Raw genomic sequence first — 17,625 nt, forward strand, 5'->3', positions numbered from 1 at the left:
CATATGAGTGCTGTGAAGAAAATTCTTCTCGTGGACGATGAGGACGTATTGCGAGGCTCGCTGGTTGAACAGCTGCAGCTTCACGAGGAGTTTTCCTGCGCCAGCGTTGCGACAGCAGCTCAAGGTCTGGAGCATGCGCGGACCGCTCATGTCGACCTCGTGCTTCTCGATGTCGGTTTGCCGGACATGGATGGGCGCGAAGCCTGCCGTTTGATGCGGAAGGCAGGGGTGAAGGTACCGATCATCATGCTCACCGGCGCGGATACGGATTCCGATGCGATAAGGGGGCTCGATGCCGGGGCAAATGATTATGTCACGAAGCCTTTTCGTTTCGGCGTCCTCCTCGCCCGCATCCGGGCCCATCTGAGAAGCCACGAGCAGAGCGAAGACGCGGTGTTCAAGGTGGGACCCTATTCTTTCAGGCCGAGCGCCAAGGTGTTGGTGGATGCGCAAGAGAAGAAGGTCAGGCTCACAGAGAAAGAAACCTCCATCCTGAAATATCTTTATCGCGCGGGTACGAAAGTGGTCGGCCGCGACGTATTGCTGGCGGAGGTGTGGGGATATAATTCAGGCGTCACGACCCATACGCTCGAGACGCATATTTACCGGCTTCGTCAGAAGATCGAGAAAGACCCGTCAAATGCCGAAATTCTGGTAACGGAAGCGGGCGGTTACAGGCTCGTTCCTTAGTCAGCCGCGACGGTCCGCAGCGACATCCGCCGTCAGCCGGTAGGTGTCGACAAACTCTTGCGGCATGCGTGTCGCACGCCCCGTCTCGATATTGATGCAGACGAAGTCAGTCAGGCCGCGCAGCAAGGTTTCGTTCGTATCGCCGTTTATCATCTGAAAACGACGACGTAATCTCAGCTTCCCGTCATTTGCTGTGATCCAGGTGCCGATCAGCACGCGCTGTCCCTCGTGGCTCGCTGCAAGATACTCAAGCTCATGCCGCCGGACGACCATGCCTCGATTGAGCCGCGCATAGCTTGGGAAATCGAGGCCCAAGACTTTGGAGTGCTCCCAAGCCGTCTTCGCCATCCATGTCAGATAGACCACATTGTTCGTGTGCTGAAAATCATCGATGTGATGTGGCTCGACGCGAACTTCATGGATGAACGGATTCGGCCAGTCCCAGGATGGTGGAGGGGAAGGGGAAGACATTGACCGGACTCCGCAGGTTGATTGTTAGGATTGTTCATATCGTTCCGCAGGGCAGGGCGCAAACCATGGACCGAAGACAGGGCCCTTTCCTTCGGTTAATCTCTGTCCATGAGCCTTGAACCAGCCGTCGCCCTGTTGCAGCGTCTCGACCTTTTTGCCGGTCTCGATACCGTGCGTCTGGAGGTCGTCGCATTCACCTGCGAGCGCCGGGACTATGCGCCGGGTGCCAGGGTTTTCGACGCCGGAGATGAAGCCGATTGCGCATATCTCATTATCGAGGGAGAGGCCGTCATGCTTGTGCATGACGATGGTGAGGGGCGAAATGCACTTCGGCTCGACAGCGGAGACCTCATCGGCGAAACGGCGCTTTTTGGGCCGGAACTGAGGAGGACGAGCGTCCGCGCGGTGACTTCGCTCTCCACGCTTCGGATTGGCCGCGATATGTTTCAGCGTCTTCTTGGTGAATTTCCGGAAATGGCGGGATCGGTTGCGGCGCGTGTTGCGGACAGGCTCGATGTGGTAAGCGAAGAGCTTCGGGTATTGGCGAGCCGGTTTTCCAAGGCAGACCGCGGCGTAAAAAAGAGCAGGGTGCGAGATGAGTGAAAGTCGGACGGAAGCAAAAGGCGAGTGGCCGCCGAATATCCAGGCGGTGTTCAAGCGTATGGCCCCTGCAAGCCGTTATCTTGGGTTGGAGATCCTCGAGGCAGACCGCGAGAAACGCCGCGTCAAGGTGGCATTCAATGCAAGTGCCGAGCTCTGCAACATGTGGGGCGGCATCCAGGGCGGCATGGTGGCGGCCATGCTCGATGATGTTATGAGCCTCGCCGTCGGCCTCGATCTCGAATGGGGGCAGATTTCGCCGACGCTCGAGCTGAAAGTCTCGATGCTCAATGCCGCGCGGCCGGGCCGCATCATCGGCACGGGCCATGTCATAAAGCGCGGCAAGTCTGTCGGCTTCATAGAGGGTGAACTGGTCGACGAGGATGGGAAGCTTCTCGCGACCGGCAGTTCCACAGCAACATTTGTCACACTGAAAAAAAAGCCCGCCCCGCAGGAAGAAGCGCCTCAGGCGTAAGCCGTCTTTTCGAAATAGGCGCGCGCCTTTGGCGACAAGTGCGTTTCGAAGAGCGCGAAATGGTGGCGGATGCCGGCATTGAGCGCCGCCTTGTCCAGCTTCACGACGCGGCGCGTTTCGCGCAGAAAGCTGGGCCAATAGCGAATCACCATCCAGGTGTTGTCCGCGAGCGGCGCCAACTCGTCGTCGGGCATATCCAGGTGACCCACGTCAATCATGTGGCGGAAAAAACGGATCAGCATTGTCGTTGTGGTGTCGTAGATGCGATGCACCCTGTCCTCAAGTTCCGGTGAGGTTCGGCCATATTCCGCCTGGTCGCGGTAGAGATACTGGTAGGTCCAGACCTCCTCGAACACCATCCGGTTGAACTGCGCGTAGCTGTCCAGCACCGTCGTGGGCGTCGACTGGATGGAAAGCCGCTTGTCGATAAGGATGAAGAGCGCCAGCTGATGGGCGCGCACGAGGTCGCGTTTGGTGCGGAAGTGATACCAGAGGTTGCCTTCCGATATGCCCACCTCGTCGGAGATACGGGCCGTGGTCACGGCGTCGTAGCCGTTCTCATTAAAGAGCTTCAGGCTCGTGGCAAGTATCCTGTCTCTGGTTTTGGGCGCTGCGGTCTTTGGTGTTGCCATGCGACTTTCTGTTCTTGTCTTGGTCCTTGCCGTAGCGTTTCCGCGCCGAAGGCTCTCTCAATAGCGGAACCTGCTCCCTTGCGCGAATAGGGTCAATACCCTAATATTGGGCATCTACCCTAACGAGATGGTCGCCGGCCAATTCCCCCGAATCCCGGAAGACCACGGACTGATCGGTAGGAACCCCAGGAGCGGGTGGCGGCGAGGTCCTTCCCCCCAGAAGGCTGGCCCCCAGCTAGAGCCTCAGCGTCGCGACTACCGGCGCATGGTCCGACGCCCGCTCCCACCCCCTCGCGTCCTTGCGTACAGTCATAGATACCGGCGTGTCGGCAAGTGCCGGTGTCACCCATATGTGGTCGAGGCGGCGCCCGCGATCGGCAGCCAGCCAGTCCTTCGCGCGGTAGCTCCACCAGGAATAAAGCTTCTCGTTATCGGGCACAAAACGGCGCATCACGTCCACCCAGTCGTGGGAGGCTATCAGTTCGTTCATAAGCGCGACTTCCACGGGCGTATGGCTCACAACCTTGAGAAGCTGCTTGTGCGACCAGACGTCGTGTTCAAGCGGCGCAATATTCAGGTCGCCGACCAGTACCATCCGGTTTTGTGATTTCGTGCGGTGCCCATCATAGAGCCTCGTCATTTCCCGCACGAATGCCAGCTTGTGAGCGAATTTCGGGTTGATCTCCGGGTCCGGCTCGTCGCCGCCGGCCGGCACATAGAAGTTATGGACCCGCATACCACCCGGCATGTCGAGGTCGGTTGCGAGATGGCGGCAATCGCCTTTCTCGCAGAAATTCATGCTGTCGACCTTCTTGAAGGGGATGCGGCTCAGCGTCGCGACACCATGATATCCCTTCTGTCCATGCACCGCGATGTGTTCATATCCCGCAGCCTTCAATGCCTTCAGGGGAAAGGCATCGTTGATGCACTTGATTTCCTGCAGGCACAGCACATCAGGGCTTTCCTCGGCGATCAGGCGCTCGACAAGATTGATCCTCAGGCGGACGGAGTTGATATTCCACGTCGCGATCTTGATATCCACGTTTCTGTCCGTTTCTTGCTGGATGTGCCGAATAAGGCGGGTCAGAATATGTTGAGCGTTAAACCGGCGACACCGACCGGCCAGCGGCCCCGGGTAAAGAGCGCAAACTTGCGACGGAAAGGATGGTCGTCTTCCGTGCCGACGATCAGCGTGAGTGCGGCCCCATGTGCGGTTTGCAGCGCGGCCCCTGCGGCGGCATTCAGCAGTTCCTCGTCTTCTACCTCCCAGAAGTCCGCCGCATTGCGTACGGCAATGCCGATCTGATCTGCGAGAAGCGACGACACATGGGTCATTGCGATGTTCATGGCATCTTCGCTCAGTATTTCGAGCGCGTCGCCGATGAGGCTTGCACGCAGACCCTCTTCCGCTTCCCAGTGGGCGGGATCAATGTCGAGAGACATGGCAGCGTCGGCCGCTTCTATCCAGTCGCGCAGGCGCGCGGGCTCTGCGTCCGGAAAGCCGAGCCCGTCAAGATAGGAGCGCGCGAGAGCACGCACCTCCCGGTCCAGCGGGCGGCCCAGTTTTGAAAACCACGGCATGTTGGCCGCTTCCTCGGCAAAGCTTCGCAACCCCGCAAGGACCGGTATTTCCGCCTCCAGAGCGGTCAGATCCGCATCGGAGATGGACGAATATTCACTGCCGTCTTGATCGAAATTTCGGGACATGGTGCTCGCGGTCATCGGGCGATTCGTGAGATTGCGAGCTTAGTCGTTCAGCCCGCAGGTGCAAAAATTTCGACCGGAAATCTTGTGGCAGAAAAAGTTGCGCCCCGCCGGGGGGAGGCGGGGCGCAACCGCGCGACTAGCGCGTGGCACCGGGAGGGGAAAAACCGGCGCCGAAAGGGTGTGGACGCTGCATCGGACGAGCGGGGGGCAGGTCGCCCGGGCAGCTCAATGTCCCACCCTCATGACCAACTAGATAGGTCCGGTATCGCCGCCGTTCAATATGGTTTGTTTGCTCAAAAAACTGTGTACGACCGCGCGCCCTAGCTACAAAAGGGCCAATCGATACAGGTGATTGAGTGCCTTTTTTTAAGCAGTTCATCAAGTTGAGGCAAAACTACGTCAACCCGCCAGACAAAATTTCCTCTTTCAAACCACCCCGATCTCGCTGGCCGTCAGGTCGAGGCAGTGACGGGCAAGGCCGAAGAGATTGTCCATCTCGCTCTCGGTGATCGTCAAAGGCGGGCTCAGTACCATTGTGTCGCCGATAGCCCGCATGACCAGACCGTTGGAGAAGCAATGATTGCGGCAGCGGGTGCCGGCATCTGTCGCGCTGTCGAACTTGGCACGGGTCTTACGGTCCTTCACAAGCTCGATCGCTCCCAGAAGACCGACGCCGCGGGTTTCTCCCACAAGGGGATGATCGGCGAGTTCGGCGAGCTTTTTCTGAAAGTAGGCTCCTGTCGCGCCCCCGGCCTTCTCGACCAGCTTTTCCTTCTGGATTACTTCGAGGTTTGCAAGGGCGACGGCGCAGGCGACTGGATGGCCGGAATAGGTGAAGCCATGCGACCATTCTTCGTCGGAATTGAAAATAACGTCGCCGACGCGCTTGCCCAGTCCGACCGCGGCAAGCGGCTGGTAGCCGGATGAGAGACCTTTCGCCATGTTGATCATGTCGGGCTCGATGCCGAACGTGTCGGAACCGAACCACTGGCCGGTGCGTCCGAAACCGCAGATCACCTCGTCGATATGGAGCAGCACGTCGTATTTGCGGCAGATGCGCTGGATCTCTTCCCAGTAACCCTTTGGCGGAATGATAAGCCCGCCTGCGCCCTGCACGGGCTCCGCCACGAAGGCCGCGACATTATCGGCGCCGAGCTCGAGAATTTTCTCTTCCAGGCTATGTGCGGCTTTCAGTCCGTATTCTTCAGGCGTCATGTCGCCGCCCTCGGCGAACCAGTCCGGACATTCGACATGAACGAAACCCGGCAGCGGAAGGTCCGCCTGCGGATGAAGATGTGTCAGGCCGGAGAGAGATGCAGCCGCCAGTGTTACGCCGTGATAGGACTTCTTGCGGGCAATGATTGTCTTCTTGTCCGGTTTGCCCATCAGGTTCCAGTAGTAACGGATGATCTTCACCGCGCTGTCGTTTCCTTCGGAGCCTGAATTTGCAAAGAAGAAACGGTCGATCCCTTTCGGGCAGACTTCCGCCAGCTTGTCGGAAAGTTCCGCCGCATATTGGTTCGTCGTCTGGAAGAAGTTGTTGTAGTAGGAAAGCTCCTTGAGCGCCTTGTAGCCGGCCTGCGCCAGTTCCTCGCGGCCGTAGCCGACCTGCACGCACCAGAGGCCCGCCATGCCGTCAAGCATGCGCTTGCCTTCACTGTCATAAAGATAAACGCCCTCGGCATGGGTAATGACGCGCGCACCCTTGGTGGCGAGATCCTTGTGTGTGGTGAAAGGATGGAGGTGATGGGCAGCGTCCATCTCCTGCCAGCGTTTGGTCTGATTTGAAAGTGCGGTGTTTTGCGACACGGTTTTTTGCTCCGGTTCCGATTGCTGAAAAGAGTGCGGAAAGTGCGAGTAATGGCTCGCGGGGAGCGGATCTACGGATTGTAACCGATCCGCGCGCAAAGGATCAGCAGCTCGCGCTTGGCGAGACGCATCCGGGCGGCCGGTGTGAAAGCGTCGCTGGTCATGGAGAAAGTATAGGTGAGAGGCCGGTTCCAGGCCAGCCTCTCCGCCTCACACATTCAACAGCAGATGTTCGCGCTCCCAGGCCGAAATCACCTGCTGATAGGCTTCGTGTTCGGTCAGTTTGACGTCCATGTAGAGCGTGACGAAATCGGCGCCGAGCACTTCCTTCAGCTCTGTCGCTGTCCGTAAGTTGCCCAGCGCATCGAGCAGGTGGCGTGGCAGCGCGTAGCGCTTGCTGTCATAGGCGTTGCCGGTCATCTCCTTCGTCGGCTTCAGATCGTTCACCATGCCGATATAGCCGCAGGCGAGCGAGGTCGCGATGGCGAGATAGGGGTTCGCATCCGCGCCCGGCACGCGGTTTTCGATCCGGCGGCCCTGCCGTTTTGCTTCCGGAACGCGAAGGCCAACTGTGCGGTTCTCATGGCCCCAATGAGTGTTGATGGGCGCCGCATGGTCGCGGACGATCCGGCGGTACGAGTTCACATTGGGTGCGATCAGAGCCATGGCATCAGGCAAATACTTCTGGAGGCCGGCGATATAGGAGAGGAAAAGCTTTGTATCCTTGCCCTGCTTCGTCGCGAAGAGGTTGTCGCCCGTGCCGCTGCTTACGATCGACTGATGGATGTGCATGGCGCTGCCGGGTTCGCCCTCATAGGGCTTGGCCATAAAGGTGGCATAGATGCCGTGGCGGAGGGCCGCCTGCCGCATCGTGCGCTTGAAAAGAAATGCCTGATCCGCAATGTCGAGCGGTGCACCGTGATCGAAATTGATTTCGACCTGCGCTGCGCCGGATTCGTGGATGAGCGTATCTATATCGAGATCCTGTGCTTCGCAGAAATCGTACATGTCCTCGAAGATGGGATCGAACTCGTTCACAGCGTCGATACCATAGGACTGCCGCGCGGTTTCCTGGCGGCCGTTCGCGCCCACGGGTGGCTCGAGCGGGTAATCTGGGTCAATGTTCTTGGCAGCCAGATAAAATTCGATCTCCGGCGCTACGACCGGTGCCCAGCCCTTCTCCTCAAAAAGTGCGAGCACCCGCTTCAGCACGTTGCGCGGTGCAATCGGCACAGGCTTGCCGTCGCGATAATTCGCATCGCAGATGATCTGGGCGGTGGGTTCGTCGTACCAGGGAACGACGCGGACAGTGGTGGGATCCGGATCGAGAATGATGTCCGGTTCAATGTCGCCGAGAAAATCGCTGTCGACATAGTCGCCGGTCACTGTCTGACCGAAGATGGATTCTGGAAGTTTCAGCGAGCGATCGCTGAGTCCAGCGATGAATTTTCGCGTCGGGATAATCTTGCCGCGCGCGATGCCGGCCATATCCGACACCATGCATTCCACTTCGGTTATGCGGCGGTCCCTAAGCCATTTGATCAGGTCTTCCTCGTTGTTGACCGTCTCTTTCGTCTCGTTCTCTTCGCTGCCCATCGCCATGGGACACCACTCTTTCCGTTTCCGCGTTCCCGGCCGCTGCTTCGCGAACCGCGTCTCCAAAAGCCCGGAACAGCTTCTGCGATACCGGGTTTTCCCAATATTTCCACTCGGGATGCCATTGCACAGCGAGAGCGAAACTCTTCGCCTCACGCACCCGCATCGCCTCCACCGTACCATCGGCGGCGCGGCCTTCCGCCACCAGTGCATCGGCGAGACGCGCCACGCCCTGCCCGTGCAGGGAGTTTACCTCAATCGTCCGTGTGCCCAGCAGATTTTCGAAAGTGCCGCCCGCCTCCAGGAACACATCATGCGCGGGCCCATACTGGACATCGAGCGGATCATCCTTGTTTTCCCGGTGATCGAAGCGGGGCGCAAAGCCGGCTTCCGACGGCTCCTCATGGATGTGCTGATGGAGCGTGCCGCCGAAGGCGACGTTCATTTCCTGAAAGCCACGGCAGACGGCGAAAAGCGGCACCCCACGTTCGACGCAGTGCCGGATGAGCGTCAGCGTCAGCGCGTCCCGCTGACGGTCGAGGAGCACACCCTCGCGCGGGGGCGTGCCGCCATAATTCTCGGGATGGACGTTCGAGTGGGAACCGGTAAGAAATATGCCGTCGCAAAGGGCGAAAATCTCGTCGAGCTGGTCCGCCGCCTCCTTGAAGGGCTCTCGCGGTACCGGCAGGAGGATCGGCTGACAATCGGCGCATCCATCAACGGCGGCGAGGTATTTCTCGCCCACAGCATGAAAGGGGTGCGGCCCCAGCATTTTGACGTCGCAGGGGATACCAACAATCGGGCGCCGATGTGATTTTCGTGTCATGCAGCTTCACAAGTACCATGCCGCCCCCATAACCGGTCAAGGCGGCAGGCGGCGCGGCGGCATCCAAAAAAGACTTCTGTTGAGAATAATAGACGCGAATGGCCACTTATGGCAGCCGGATCAGCGCCTGCCGCCGATCTCCGGCCGCTGGTCGTCGCGCAAGACGAACAGCGCATTGTCGGCGCGAATGCCCTGTTGGACATTGCGCAGGGCTACGGTGGTCTGCAGACCTTGAGCGTCGGTCACTACCCACTGGCGCAGCTGCAGCGCAGGCTGGTCGAAAATAAGCGTGATCTTGCCCGGGGCCTCGCCGCTGCGGTCGGCAAGCGTGATGAGAAGCGCGCCCGGCTGTGTTTCGACGTTGAGCACACGGGCGCTCTCGGTCAGATCGACGTTTTTCCCGAGCAGAAGATTGAGCGGCGTGGACGCCATGGGATAGCGCTGCGCGGGTGCGGAGCTGTCCTTCACCGCGACCCAGGTACCGTCCGCCACCACAAGCAGGTTTTCCGGCGGCTCATATTCGAAGCGAAGGCGGCCCGGCCGGCGAAGATAGAATTTGCCCTCCGCAACCGAACCGTCCGGGCCAACCTGCAGAAAATTGCCCTGAAGGTTTTCGAGTGCGCCGAGATAGGCGCTTGCCTGTTCAAGCGCCTTTTCATCTTCCGCACTGCGCTGCGCTTCTGACGCGCCGGTGTCCGATGTCTGCGAAGTTACGATCGGCTGGGCGTTGGCTCTTCCGCTTGCCGTGAGAAAAGTCCCAAAGAGCAAGGCGAGGCCGATCGCCGCCGCAGCCAATAGTGCCAGCTGCCGGTATTTCTGGTTTTGCTGGAAGTCTCTCATGACGGAAATCATGGCGGCCTTTTGTGGCAAAATGTGGAGCCCGGCAGGGCCTTTTGACGGCGTTCGGTTAGCAACGGGTAAATGGAAACCGGGGATTCTAGTGGTCGCCTACCAGAACCTCGCGCTTTCCCTGATGGTTTGGCGGGCTCACAACGCCTTGTTCTTCCATAAGCTCGATCAGGCGGGCGGCTCGGTTATAGCCGATCTGCAGGCGCCGCTGGATATAGCTCGTCGAGGCGCGCTTGTCGCGGGCGACGATGGCGACCGCCTTGTCGTAAAGATCGTCACCGGAGCCTGCGCCGCCGTCGAACGCGAATGGGTCGCCGCCTTCTTCTTCCTCCGCGGTAATCGCTTCGAGATATTCCGGCACGCCTTGCCGCTTCAGGAAGTTCACCACCTTCTCCACTTCCTCGTCCGAGACGAAGGGCCCGTGCACGCGGCGGATGCGGCCGCCGCCGGCCATGTAGAGCATGTCGCCTTGGCCCAGCAGTTGTTCGGCGCCCTGCTCGCCGAGAATGGTGCGGCTGTCGATCTTGGACGTTACCTGGAAAGAGATGCGGGTCGGGAAATTCGCCTTGATGGTGCCGGTGATGACGTCGACCGAGGGGCGCTGCGTCGCGGTCACGATGTGAATGCCGGCAGCGCGCGCCATCTGTGCCAGGCGCTGAACGGCGGCCTCGATCTCCTTGCCGGCCACCATCATAAGGTCGGCCATTTCATCGACGATGACGACGATGAAGGGCATGGGCGAGAGGTCCATTTCCTCTTCCTCGTAGATCGCCTCTCCCGTTTCCTTGTCGAAACCGGTCTGCACCGTTCGCACCAGCACTTCGCCGCGCGCATTCGCTTCCGATACGCGCGTATTGTATCCGTCGATGTTCCGCACACCGACTTTCGACATCTTGCGGTAGCGGTCTTCCATTTCCTTCACGACCCATTTGAGCGCCACCACGGCCTTTTTCGGTTCGGTGACGACAGGAGCGAGAAGATGAGGAATGCCGTCATAGACGCTGAGCTCCAGCATCTTCGGATCGATCATGATGAGCTTGCACTGGTCCGGCGACATCCGGTAGAGCAACGACAGGATCATGGTGTTGATACCAACCGACTTGCCGGAGCCGGTGGTGCCCGCGATCAGAAGATGAGGCATGCGCGTGAGATCGGCGAGCACCGGCTCGCCGTTGATGTTCTTGCCGAGCGCCAGCGTCAGCTTCGAGCTCGAATTTTCATATTCCTGCGTTTCCAGAAGTTCGCGCAGATAAACCGTCTCGCGCCGCGCATTGGGAAGCTCAATGCCGATGGCGTTGCGGCCGGGCACGACCGCGACGCGCGTCGACACGGCGCTCATCGAACGGGCAATGTCGTCGGCGAGTGAAATCACGCGCGAAGACTTGATGCCGGGCGCCGGTTCGAGTTCATAGAGCGTGACTACAGGTCCCGGGCTCACCGAAATGATCTCGCCGCGAATGCCGAAATCGTCGAGTACGGATTCGAGCAGCCGCGCGTTCTGCTGCAAGGCATCGTCGGTGAGCTTCGCGGGCATGGCCGAAGGTTTCGGCTTGGTCAGCAAGTTGAGGGGGGGCAACTGATAATCGCCCGTCTGTTCGAAGGGCAATTTCGGCTGGGCTTCGCGTGCCGCGCGGTTCGAGGGCCGTACCGGCTTCGTGGTACCGCGGCTCACGCGTGGTGCCGGCTTTTCGGCCAGTGTCGGTTCGATCCGCTCTTCAGCGGTGAGGGCGGCTCTTGCTTCCCGGCGGCGCGCGCGGCGTTCGCTCGCGCTTTCTTCGCCGCGCCGTCCGAATTCGCCGAGCCTGCCTTGGCGGGCAGCCTCGATTTCCTCGGCGGTCAATGGTGCGTAGTCGCCGCGCCGGAGGAGCCGGTCGCGCACATCGCTCAGCCGGTCGCCGACTTCCCACATCGCGATGCGAAGGCGGCTCGGCTCCACGTCGGGCCTGTGGGGCCGGGCGGGCTCGTCGGCGGGTGCGCCGCGGCGGCGTGCGCGCGCCGCGCCGGTATAAAGCCGGTCTTCTTCCTCCTCTTCGTCCGCCGCGCGCCAGTTGCGCAGATGTTCGGCCGCCATCCGAAGATCGGCGATGGACGTATCGGTCGCATAGAGAACCAGGAAAAAAGCCGCAGGCGCGGCGATGAGCGCCGTCAGCGTGTAAGCGAAGCCCTCGCCGGTCAATGGTGCGAAGATGCTGAGCCCGAGCGCCGATAGCGCATCGCCCAGCACGCCGCCAAGACCAAGCGCCAGCGGCCAGAAAGCAAAGCGGGGCAGCGCACCGAAAAATGTCGCCGCTGCCAGCGTCGCCGCGAGCCAGGCAGCCACGCGGAGCACGATATAGCTCGACAGCCGGTGCGAAAAAGCGCGGATGCCCCAGACAAGAGGCGGCAACAGCAGCAGAAGGCAGGCAATACCAAGTGTTTGCAGCAGCACATCCGCGACATAAGCGCCGGGAAGGCCCATCCAGTTGCCGGGAGGGCGTGTGGTGGCGTTGTTGAGGCTCGGATCGTCGATCGACCAGCTCAGCACGGCGAGAAGTCCGAAGCTCGCCAGCCCGACCAGCACAATGCCAGCTGCCTCCACGACGCGCCGCACGACGAAGGCGTTCACTGCCGGTGGCAGATAGGCAAGCGGATTGACGAGCCAACTCCTCACGCGCTGCATCCTCCGATGGGCCTGCGGGCCCTCCTGCTTTCGGGAAGAGGCTCCCGATTTCGTGCCGCGCGGTTTGCGCACGGGCTTTCCGCCTGCGGCGCGGCTTCGCTTCGCCGACGTACCGATCACAGAACCTCCGCCATGCGGGCGAGGGCTTCTTCCGTTTCCGCCTGTCCGTCGACCAATGCCACACGGATATAGGCTGCGCCGGGATTGCCGCCGGGTCCGTAGGGTGAATCTTCGCGCGATAGATAGGCTCCCGGCAACACTTTCACGCCGGCCTTCGCCCATAGCTCGCGTGCCGCCTTTTCGCCGTCGCCGACATCGAGCCAGAGAAAGAAGCCACCGGCCGGGCGATAGAAGCCGAAACGGTTGCCGAAGACGCGCTCGGCAGCGTCGATTTTGGCGCGGTAGAGGTCGCGGTTGGCGCTGGCGTGTGCATCATCGTTCCAGCAGGCGGCGGAAGCCGCCATCAGCGGCAGGGGCACTTGCGGGCAGGCAATATTCCGGAAATTGCGAAAGCGCTGCATCAGCGCCCGCTCGCCAGCGCAGAAGCCCGAGCGCAGCCCCGGCAGGCTCGAGCGTTTGGATAGCGAGTGAAAAACGATGATGTTGGCGAAAGGGTCGCCGCCGCCGCCTGTCTCCTCCGCAAGCGCCATCGCCGCCTGCAGCGCGCCCGCCGGCGGCTCCCGGTCATAGATATCGGCGTAGCACTCGTCGATCGCGAGTGTGATGGCGTATCGCCTTGCGAGCAGGATCAGGCGCTTCAGATAGTCGAGGCTTGCCACCGAACCCTGCGGATTGGCGGGGCTGCAAAAATAGATCATCGCGGTGCGCGCCAGCAGCTCTTCCGGCAGCGCCGCGAAATCGGGCATGAAGCCCGTTTCCCGGGTCGCGTCGACATAGACGGGCTCCGCACCGGCCGCGAGCGCGGCAGCGGCATAACACTGGTAAAACGGGTTCGGCATCAGGATTGCCGGTTGCCTGCCCGCCTTCTCCGGCGGCGTGGCGATCTGGGCGATGCTGAACAATGCCTCCCTGGTACCGTTCACAGGCAGGACCTGCTCGTTGGGGTCGAGCGCGCGCCCCTTTCCGATCGCCGCTTCGAGGCCATAACGGCGGCCGAGCCAGCCGGCGGCGGCATCGCGAAATGCCGCCGTGCCGATGATGGGGGGGTATTTCCCGAAAAGCGCGGCATTCCGCGAAATTTCTTCCGTCACGAAGGAAGGAAACGCGTGTTGCGGTTCGCCGAGAGACATGACCAGCGGCGGGCGGCCGGGCTCAATTCCCTCGATCAGCGCGTTCAGGCGCGGAAAGGGGCTGCCGGGCAGTCCATCAAAGCGGGATAGAGCGGCGCTTGCCGTCATGATTTTGCGCGGTCTTTGCAGGTCCGCCACAAGGGGTTGTGGGGAACATCAGGGTTAATTCCAATTGCGGCGCGATCTTAGCTGTGAGCGGGCAGGCGGTCCAGTAGGCCGGCCCGCCTTGGCCAGTGGAAAAAGCTGTGGAATTCCCGCGCCTTATCCACACAATTGGAAGCAAATATTTAACCGGACGTTAACCGGAGCGGCCCGCGCGACCGCTCCGGCTGATTATTACCGGCCCGGGGAGACTTCGGTCTCCGGGTTGGCGCCGATCTGATGGATCGAGAGGTCGGCGCCCCGGTGCTCTTCCTCGGCGCTCAGCCGGATGCCCACAACGGCCTTCAGGAGGCCATAGACGGCAAAACCGGCGATGCCGGCATAGACGACGCCGGCGAATGAGCCGACGAGCTGGCTGAGGAAGCTCACCCCGCCAAGACCACCTAGCTCGGTCAGGCCGAAGATGCCTGCCGCAATGCCGCCCCAGAGGCCGCAAAGACCATGAAGCGGCCAGACGCCCAGCACGTCGTCGATCTTGAAGCGGCGCTGGCAGGCTTCGAACATCACCACAAAAAGGGCGCCCGCGACGGCGCCAACGACCAGGGAGCCGAGAGGGTGCATGAGGTCGGAGCCCGCGCAAACGGCCACGAGGCCGGCCAGGGCGCCATTGTGTATGAAGCCTGGATCGTTCCGCCCGACGACGAGTGAAGCGATGATGCCGCCCGCCATGGCGAGAAGCGAATTCAGCGCGACAAGGCCCGAAACGCTTTCGAGCGATTGGGCGGACATCACATTGAAACCGAACCAGCCCATGCAGAGAAGCCAGGATCCGAGCGCGAGCCACGGGATCGAGGAGGGGGGAAAGCCGACAAGCTTGCCTTCTTTCGTATAGCGGCCATTGCGGCGGCCGAGCATGAGGACCGCGCCGAATGCCAGCCAGCCGCCGACTGCGTGAACGACGATCGAGCCCGCGAAATCATGGAAAGGAGCGCCGAATGTCTCCTCCAGCATGTCCTGCATGCCTAAATTGTCATTCCAGACCAGCCCTTCGAAGAAGGGATAGACGAGGCCGACAATGATGGCGGTCGCCATTGCCTGCGGCCAGAAACGGGCGCGCTCGGCAATGCCGCCGGAAATGATTGCAGGGATCGCGGCGGCAAAGGTGAGGAGGAAGAAGAACTTCACCAGCGAAAGGCCTTGTGGCCCGTATTCCGAGCCTTCGGTCGCTCCGTTCAGTTCGGCGGCGCTGACGAGGAAATCGACGCCATAGGCCACCGCATAGCCGACGAAGAAATAGGCAATCGTCGAGATAGCGAAATCGGCGAGAATTTTTACAAGCGCATTGACCTGGTTCTTGTGACGCACGGTGCCGACTTCGAGAAAAGCGAAGCCGGAATGCATGGCGAAGACAAGAATGGCGCCCATGAGAATAAAAAACACGTCTCCGCCGGCGCTCAATCCAGCGCCCGCGCTTTCAATCGGATCCATCGGGGATCTCCCTTTCGTTGCCACCGGGGTCGCCCGTGCCGGATTTTTGAGTTCTTGCCGGCATCGGACGTGGCCGCCTTCTCCGCTTTGGCGCAGGGACGGCCTTATTCTTCAGCGTACTGCCCAATCAAGAGGCATGCCACGAGCGTGCCCATGTACGAGGCATGGCAGATCAATGACTTATGGAAGAATGTTCACGAAGGGGCATTTTGGCGCGAAACTCGCTGCCTATCTATTGACCGCCATATTGAGGCAGTAGGCCCATTTTTTATGCAATGACGCGGGCATGGCGAGATCCGCGGCCGATAAAAAAAGAGCCCGGAGATAAATCTCCGGGCTCCAGTATCACCGCCATCTCCGAAGTGGTGGCAAGGAGATGGCGGCTGTGGGAGGGGCGGAGGCCCCGAGGGAACAGGAACCTCCGCCCTGGAGAGACGGCCGTTAGCGAACCGTGAACTCCGGATAGGCCTCGACACCGATCTCGGCCTTGTCGAGTCCCATCATCTCTTCCTCTTCCGAGCAGCGGATGCCGATCGTGAAGCGCAGCGCGAGCCAGAGCACGAGGCTCGTCACGGCTACGAAGATGCCGATGGAGATGACGCCCGTCGCCTGTGCGGCGAAGTTCGTGTCTCCATTGGTCAGCGGAACCGCCATCGTGCCCCAGATGCCGCAGAAGAGATGGACGGGGATCGCGCCCACCACGTCGTCGATGTGGAGCTTGTCGAGAAGCGGAACGGTGAGGACGACGATCACGCCACCGATCGCACCGATACCGAGGGCCCAACCGAGGGTCGGAGCAAGCGGCTCAGCTGTGATCGAGACGAGACCGGCCAGAGCGCCGTTCAGCGCCATGGTGATGTCGACCTTCTTGTAGAGGAGCTGCGTCAGGACCATCGCCGCGACCACACCGCCAGCGGCAGCCATGTTCGTGTTGATGAAGACGGTCGAGACAGCCTGTGCGTCGGCAACCGTGCCGATGGCGAGCTGGGAGGCGCCGTTGAAGCCGAACCAGCCGAGCCACAGGATGAAGGTGCCGAGCGTTGCAAGCGGCATCGAGGAGCCGGGCATCGGGCTCACGCCACCGCCCTTGACATACTTGCCAATGCGCGGGCCGAGAACCAGCGCACCCATCAGCGCGGCCCAGCCGCCCGTGGAGTGCACGATGGTCGAACCGGCGAAATCGGAGAAGCCGAGTTCGCTGAGCCAGCCGCCGCCCCACTGCCAGGAGCCCTGGATCGGATAGATGAAGCCCGTCAGGAACACGGTGAAGAGGAGGAACGGCCAGAGCTTGATGCGCTCGGCCAGGGTGCCCGACACGATCGATGCGGCGGTGGCAACGAACACGACCTGGAAGAACCAGTCGGACGCTGCCGCATAACCCGTTCCGTCGCTTGCGACGCCACCGGAATCATCGACGCCCCAGAGCGCGATGCTGCCGAAGTAGCCGCCGTCAACGCCGCTATACATGAGGTTGTAGCCGACGAGGTAGTAGAGGATCGTCGCAACGGAGAAAATCGAAATGTTCTTCGTGCATTGCATGGCAACGTTCTTGGAACGAACGAGGCCGGCTTCCAGCATCGCGAATCCCGCGGCCATCCACATAACGAGGAAGCCGCCGATCAGAAACAGCAATGTATTGAAAATATATGCTGTTTCCGGTGCGCTCAGAGTAAAGGCCTCTTCGGCCACTTCTTCGACTTCCTGCGCGAATGCAGGAGCCGCCAAGGCCAGTGTGGCGAGTCCCGCCATCCCCGCCAACCGTATATATCTTCCAGTGTTGGTCATCGTTCCTCTCTCGTTAGAGGGTTGCCTTCCCCATTTCACAGAAGGTTCTTGATCCGTGTAGGGATCAAAGAGCTTCCGCGTCCGTTTCGCCGGTGCGGATACGCAGCACCTGCTCGACGGAAATTACAAAAATCTTGCCGTCGCCGATCTGGCCCGTCTTTGCGGCGCCGCTGATCGCGGACACCACGGCGTCGGTCTGGTCGGTCGCAACGACTACTTCAATCTTGAGCTTTGGCAGGAAGTTCACCGCGTATTCCGCGCCGCGATAGATTTCGGTCTGACCCTTCTGACGGCCGTAGCCCTTCACTTCGGTAACGGTCAGGCCCTGGACGCCGATTGCGGTCAACGCTTCACGGACTTCGTCCAGCTTGAATGGCTTGATGATCGCCATAACGAGCTTCATTTGAGTTTCCTCTTTTCTGCCGCCGGATAGGCCTCGCCCCGCCGACGTGTTGTTCGCCCGGTTCCGGCGCTTCTTCATCCGCGAAGAAGCAATCGTCCGGGCGCAGGCGTCAGCTTACAATCAAGAACCGTGCCGCGCGAAAGAAGCCCCGGAAGTGGCGGAACAGCGCGGTTTTACCGGCGTTTCCAGCAGATGTTGTGTGCGTGTGAATGCTTCGGCGGAGCGGTTGCCCGCTGCCGGGCTTTGCTATGCACAATTTCTGTGCAGCCGCCTCGCGATCGGT

Annotated in this window: 16 protein-coding genes; 3 read left to right on the forward strand and 13 right to left on the reverse strand. The window is 60.8% G+C overall.

What is annotated here, in order from left to right:
- Positions 1–3: 3 nt before the first annotated feature.
- Positions 4–690: a response regulator transcription factor gene (locus PLAV_RS06545; protein ID WP_041535882.1), complete on the forward strand. Its 687-nt coding sequence runs from the start codon at positions 4–6 to the stop codon at positions 688–690.
- On the opposite strand, the gene PLAV_RS06550 is transcribed toward PLAV_RS06545, so the two are convergent.
- A complete protein-coding gene (locus PLAV_RS06550; RefSeq protein WP_012110184.1) occupies positions 691–1,161 on the reverse strand; it encodes an acyl-CoA thioesterase in 471 nt (156 codons plus the stop codon).
- 108 nt (positions 1,162–1,269) lie between these two features.
- Between PLAV_RS06550 and PLAV_RS06555 the strand changes: the two genes are divergently transcribed.
- On the forward strand, positions 1,270–1,764 hold the full coding sequence (locus PLAV_RS06555) for a cyclic nucleotide-binding domain-containing protein (protein WP_012110185.1): 495 nt from the start codon (positions 1,270–1,272) through the stop codon (positions 1,762–1,764).
- Positions 1,757–2,236, forward strand: a complete 480-nt coding sequence (locus PLAV_RS06560; protein WP_012110186.1) for a PaaI family thioesterase — start codon at positions 1,757–1,759, stop codon at positions 2,234–2,236. The genes PLAV_RS06555 and PLAV_RS06560 overlap by 8 nt, the downstream gene beginning before the upstream one ends.
- Here the strand turns inward: PLAV_RS06560 and PLAV_RS06565 are convergent.
- The 12 genes from PLAV_RS06565 to PLAV_RS06620 form a co-directional block, all read right to left on the reverse strand.
- Positions 2,227–2,868: a TetR/AcrR family transcriptional regulator gene (locus tag PLAV_RS06565; protein WP_012110187.1), complete on the reverse strand. Its 642-nt coding sequence runs from the start codon at positions 2,866–2,868 to the stop codon at positions 2,227–2,229. The genes PLAV_RS06560 and PLAV_RS06565 overlap by 10 nt on opposite strands.
- A gap of 235 nt (positions 2,869–3,103) precedes the next feature.
- Entirely contained in the window at positions 3,104–3,910 is an 807-nt protein-coding gene (locus PLAV_RS06570) for an exodeoxyribonuclease III (RefSeq protein ID WP_012110188.1), read from the reverse strand.
- A gap of 41 nt (positions 3,911–3,951) precedes the next feature.
- Positions 3,952–4,590 carry a hypothetical protein gene (locus PLAV_RS06575; protein ID WP_012110189.1) on the reverse strand — a complete coding sequence of 213 codons (639 nt, stop codon included), beginning with the start codon at positions 4,588–4,590 and terminating at the stop codon, positions 3,952–3,954.
- Between the two features lie 411 nt (positions 4,591–5,001).
- Positions 5,002–6,384, reverse strand: coding sequence for an aspartate aminotransferase family protein (locus PLAV_RS06580; RefSeq protein ID WP_012110190.1), 1,383 nt, complete (start codon positions 6,382–6,384; stop codon positions 5,002–5,004).
- 210 nt (positions 6,385–6,594) lie between these two features.
- Complete coding sequence (locus PLAV_RS06585) at positions 6,595–7,986, reverse strand: glutamine synthetase family protein (protein WP_012110191.1); 1,392 nt, start codon at positions 7,984–7,986, stop codon at positions 6,595–6,597.
- Positions 7,913–8,806 carry a gamma-glutamyl-gamma-aminobutyrate hydrolase family protein gene (locus PLAV_RS19295; RefSeq protein WP_012110192.1) on the reverse strand — a complete coding sequence of 298 codons (894 nt, stop codon included), beginning with the start codon at positions 8,804–8,806 and terminating at the stop codon, positions 7,913–7,915. Before PLAV_RS19295 ends, PLAV_RS06585 begins: the two co-directional genes overlap by 74 nt.
- 120 nt (positions 8,807–8,926) lie before the next feature.
- Positions 8,927–9,658, reverse strand: a complete 732-nt coding sequence (locus tag PLAV_RS06595) for a LolA family protein (RefSeq protein WP_012110193.1) — start codon at positions 9,656–9,658, stop codon at positions 8,927–8,929.
- Between the two features lie 85 nt (positions 9,659–9,743).
- Entirely contained in the window at positions 9,744–12,314 is a 2,571-nt protein-coding gene (locus PLAV_RS06600; RefSeq protein ID WP_049767858.1) for an FtsK/SpoIIIE family DNA translocase, read from the reverse strand.
- A gap of 116 nt (positions 12,315–12,430) precedes the next feature.
- Positions 12,431–13,672 carry an aminotransferase class I/II-fold pyridoxal phosphate-dependent enzyme gene (locus PLAV_RS06605; protein ID WP_012110195.1) on the reverse strand — a complete coding sequence of 414 codons (1,242 nt, stop codon included), beginning with the start codon at positions 13,670–13,672 and terminating at the stop codon, positions 12,431–12,433.
- Between the two features lie 228 nt (positions 13,673–13,900).
- Positions 13,901–15,154 carry an ammonium transporter gene (locus PLAV_RS06610; RefSeq protein ID WP_012110196.1) on the reverse strand — a complete coding sequence of 418 codons (1,254 nt, stop codon included), beginning with the start codon at positions 15,152–15,154 and terminating at the stop codon, positions 13,901–13,903.
- Between the two features lie 441 nt (positions 15,155–15,595).
- Positions 15,596–16,903: an ammonium transporter gene (locus PLAV_RS06615; RefSeq protein ID WP_215490380.1), complete on the reverse strand. Its 1,308-nt coding sequence runs from the start codon at positions 16,901–16,903 to the stop codon at positions 15,596–15,598.
- A 100-nt stretch (positions 16,904–17,003) separates the two neighbouring features.
- Complete coding sequence (locus PLAV_RS06620; protein ID WP_012110198.1) at positions 17,004–17,342, reverse strand: P-II family nitrogen regulator; 339 nt, start codon at positions 17,340–17,342, stop codon at positions 17,004–17,006.
- Positions 17,343–17,625: the final 283 nt, after the last annotated feature.

Source organism: Parvibaculum lavamentivorans DS-1, assembly GCF_000017565.1.
Lineage (GTDB): Bacteria > Pseudomonadota > Alphaproteobacteria > Parvibaculales > Parvibaculaceae > Parvibaculum > Parvibaculum lavamentivorans.

Excerpts from the sequence above, each read along its gene's own strand:
- PLAV_RS06545 (WP_041535882.1), top strand. The coding sequence starts at position 4 with ATGAGTGCTGTGAAGAAAATTCTTCTCGTGGACGATGAGGACGTATTG.
- PLAV_RS06550 (WP_012110184.1), bottom strand. The coding sequence starts at position 1,161 with ATGTCTTCCCCTTCCCCTCCACCATCCTGGGACTGGCCGAATCCGTTC.
- PLAV_RS06555 (WP_012110185.1), top strand. The coding sequence starts at position 1,270 with ATGAGCCTTGAACCAGCCGTCGCCCTGTTGCAGCGTCTCGACCTTTTT.
- PLAV_RS06560 (WP_012110186.1), top strand. The coding sequence starts at position 1,757 with ATGAGTGAAAGTCGGACGGAAGCAAAAGGCGAGTGGCCGCCGAATATC.
- PLAV_RS06565 (WP_012110187.1), bottom strand. The coding sequence starts at position 2,868 with ATGGCAACACCAAAGACCGCAGCGCCCAAAACCAGAGACAGGATACTT.
- PLAV_RS06575 (WP_012110189.1), bottom strand. The coding sequence starts at position 4,590 with ATGACCGCGAGCACCATGTCCCGAAATTTCGATCAAGACGGCAGTGAA.
- PLAV_RS06585 (WP_012110191.1), bottom strand. The coding sequence starts at position 7,986 with ATGGCGATGGGCAGCGAAGAGAACGAGACGAAAGAGACGGTCAACAAC.
- PLAV_RS19295 (WP_012110192.1), bottom strand. The coding sequence starts at position 8,806 with ATGACACGAAAATCACATCGGCGCCCGATTGTTGGTATCCCCTGCGAC.
- PLAV_RS06595 (WP_012110193.1), bottom strand. The coding sequence starts at position 9,658 with ATGATTTCCGTCATGAGAGACTTCCAGCAAAACCAGAAATACCGGCAG.
- PLAV_RS06600 (WP_049767858.1), bottom strand. The coding sequence starts at position 12,314 with ATGCAGCGCGTGAGGAGTTGGCTCGTCAATCCGCTTGCCTATCTGCCA.
- PLAV_RS06605 (WP_012110195.1), bottom strand. The coding sequence starts at position 13,672 with ATGACGGCAAGCGCCGCTCTATCCCGCTTTGATGGACTGCCCGGCAGC.
- PLAV_RS06610 (WP_012110196.1), bottom strand. The coding sequence starts at position 15,154 with ATGGATCCGATTGAAAGCGCGGGCGCTGGATTGAGCGCCGGCGGAGAC.
- PLAV_RS06615 (WP_215490380.1), bottom strand. The coding sequence starts at position 16,903 with ATGGCGGGACTCGCCACACTGGCCTTGGCGGCTCCTGCATTCGCGCAG.
- PLAV_RS06620 (WP_012110198.1), bottom strand. The coding sequence starts at position 17,342 with ATGAAGCTCGTTATGGCGATCATCAAGCCATTCAAGCTGGACGAAGTC.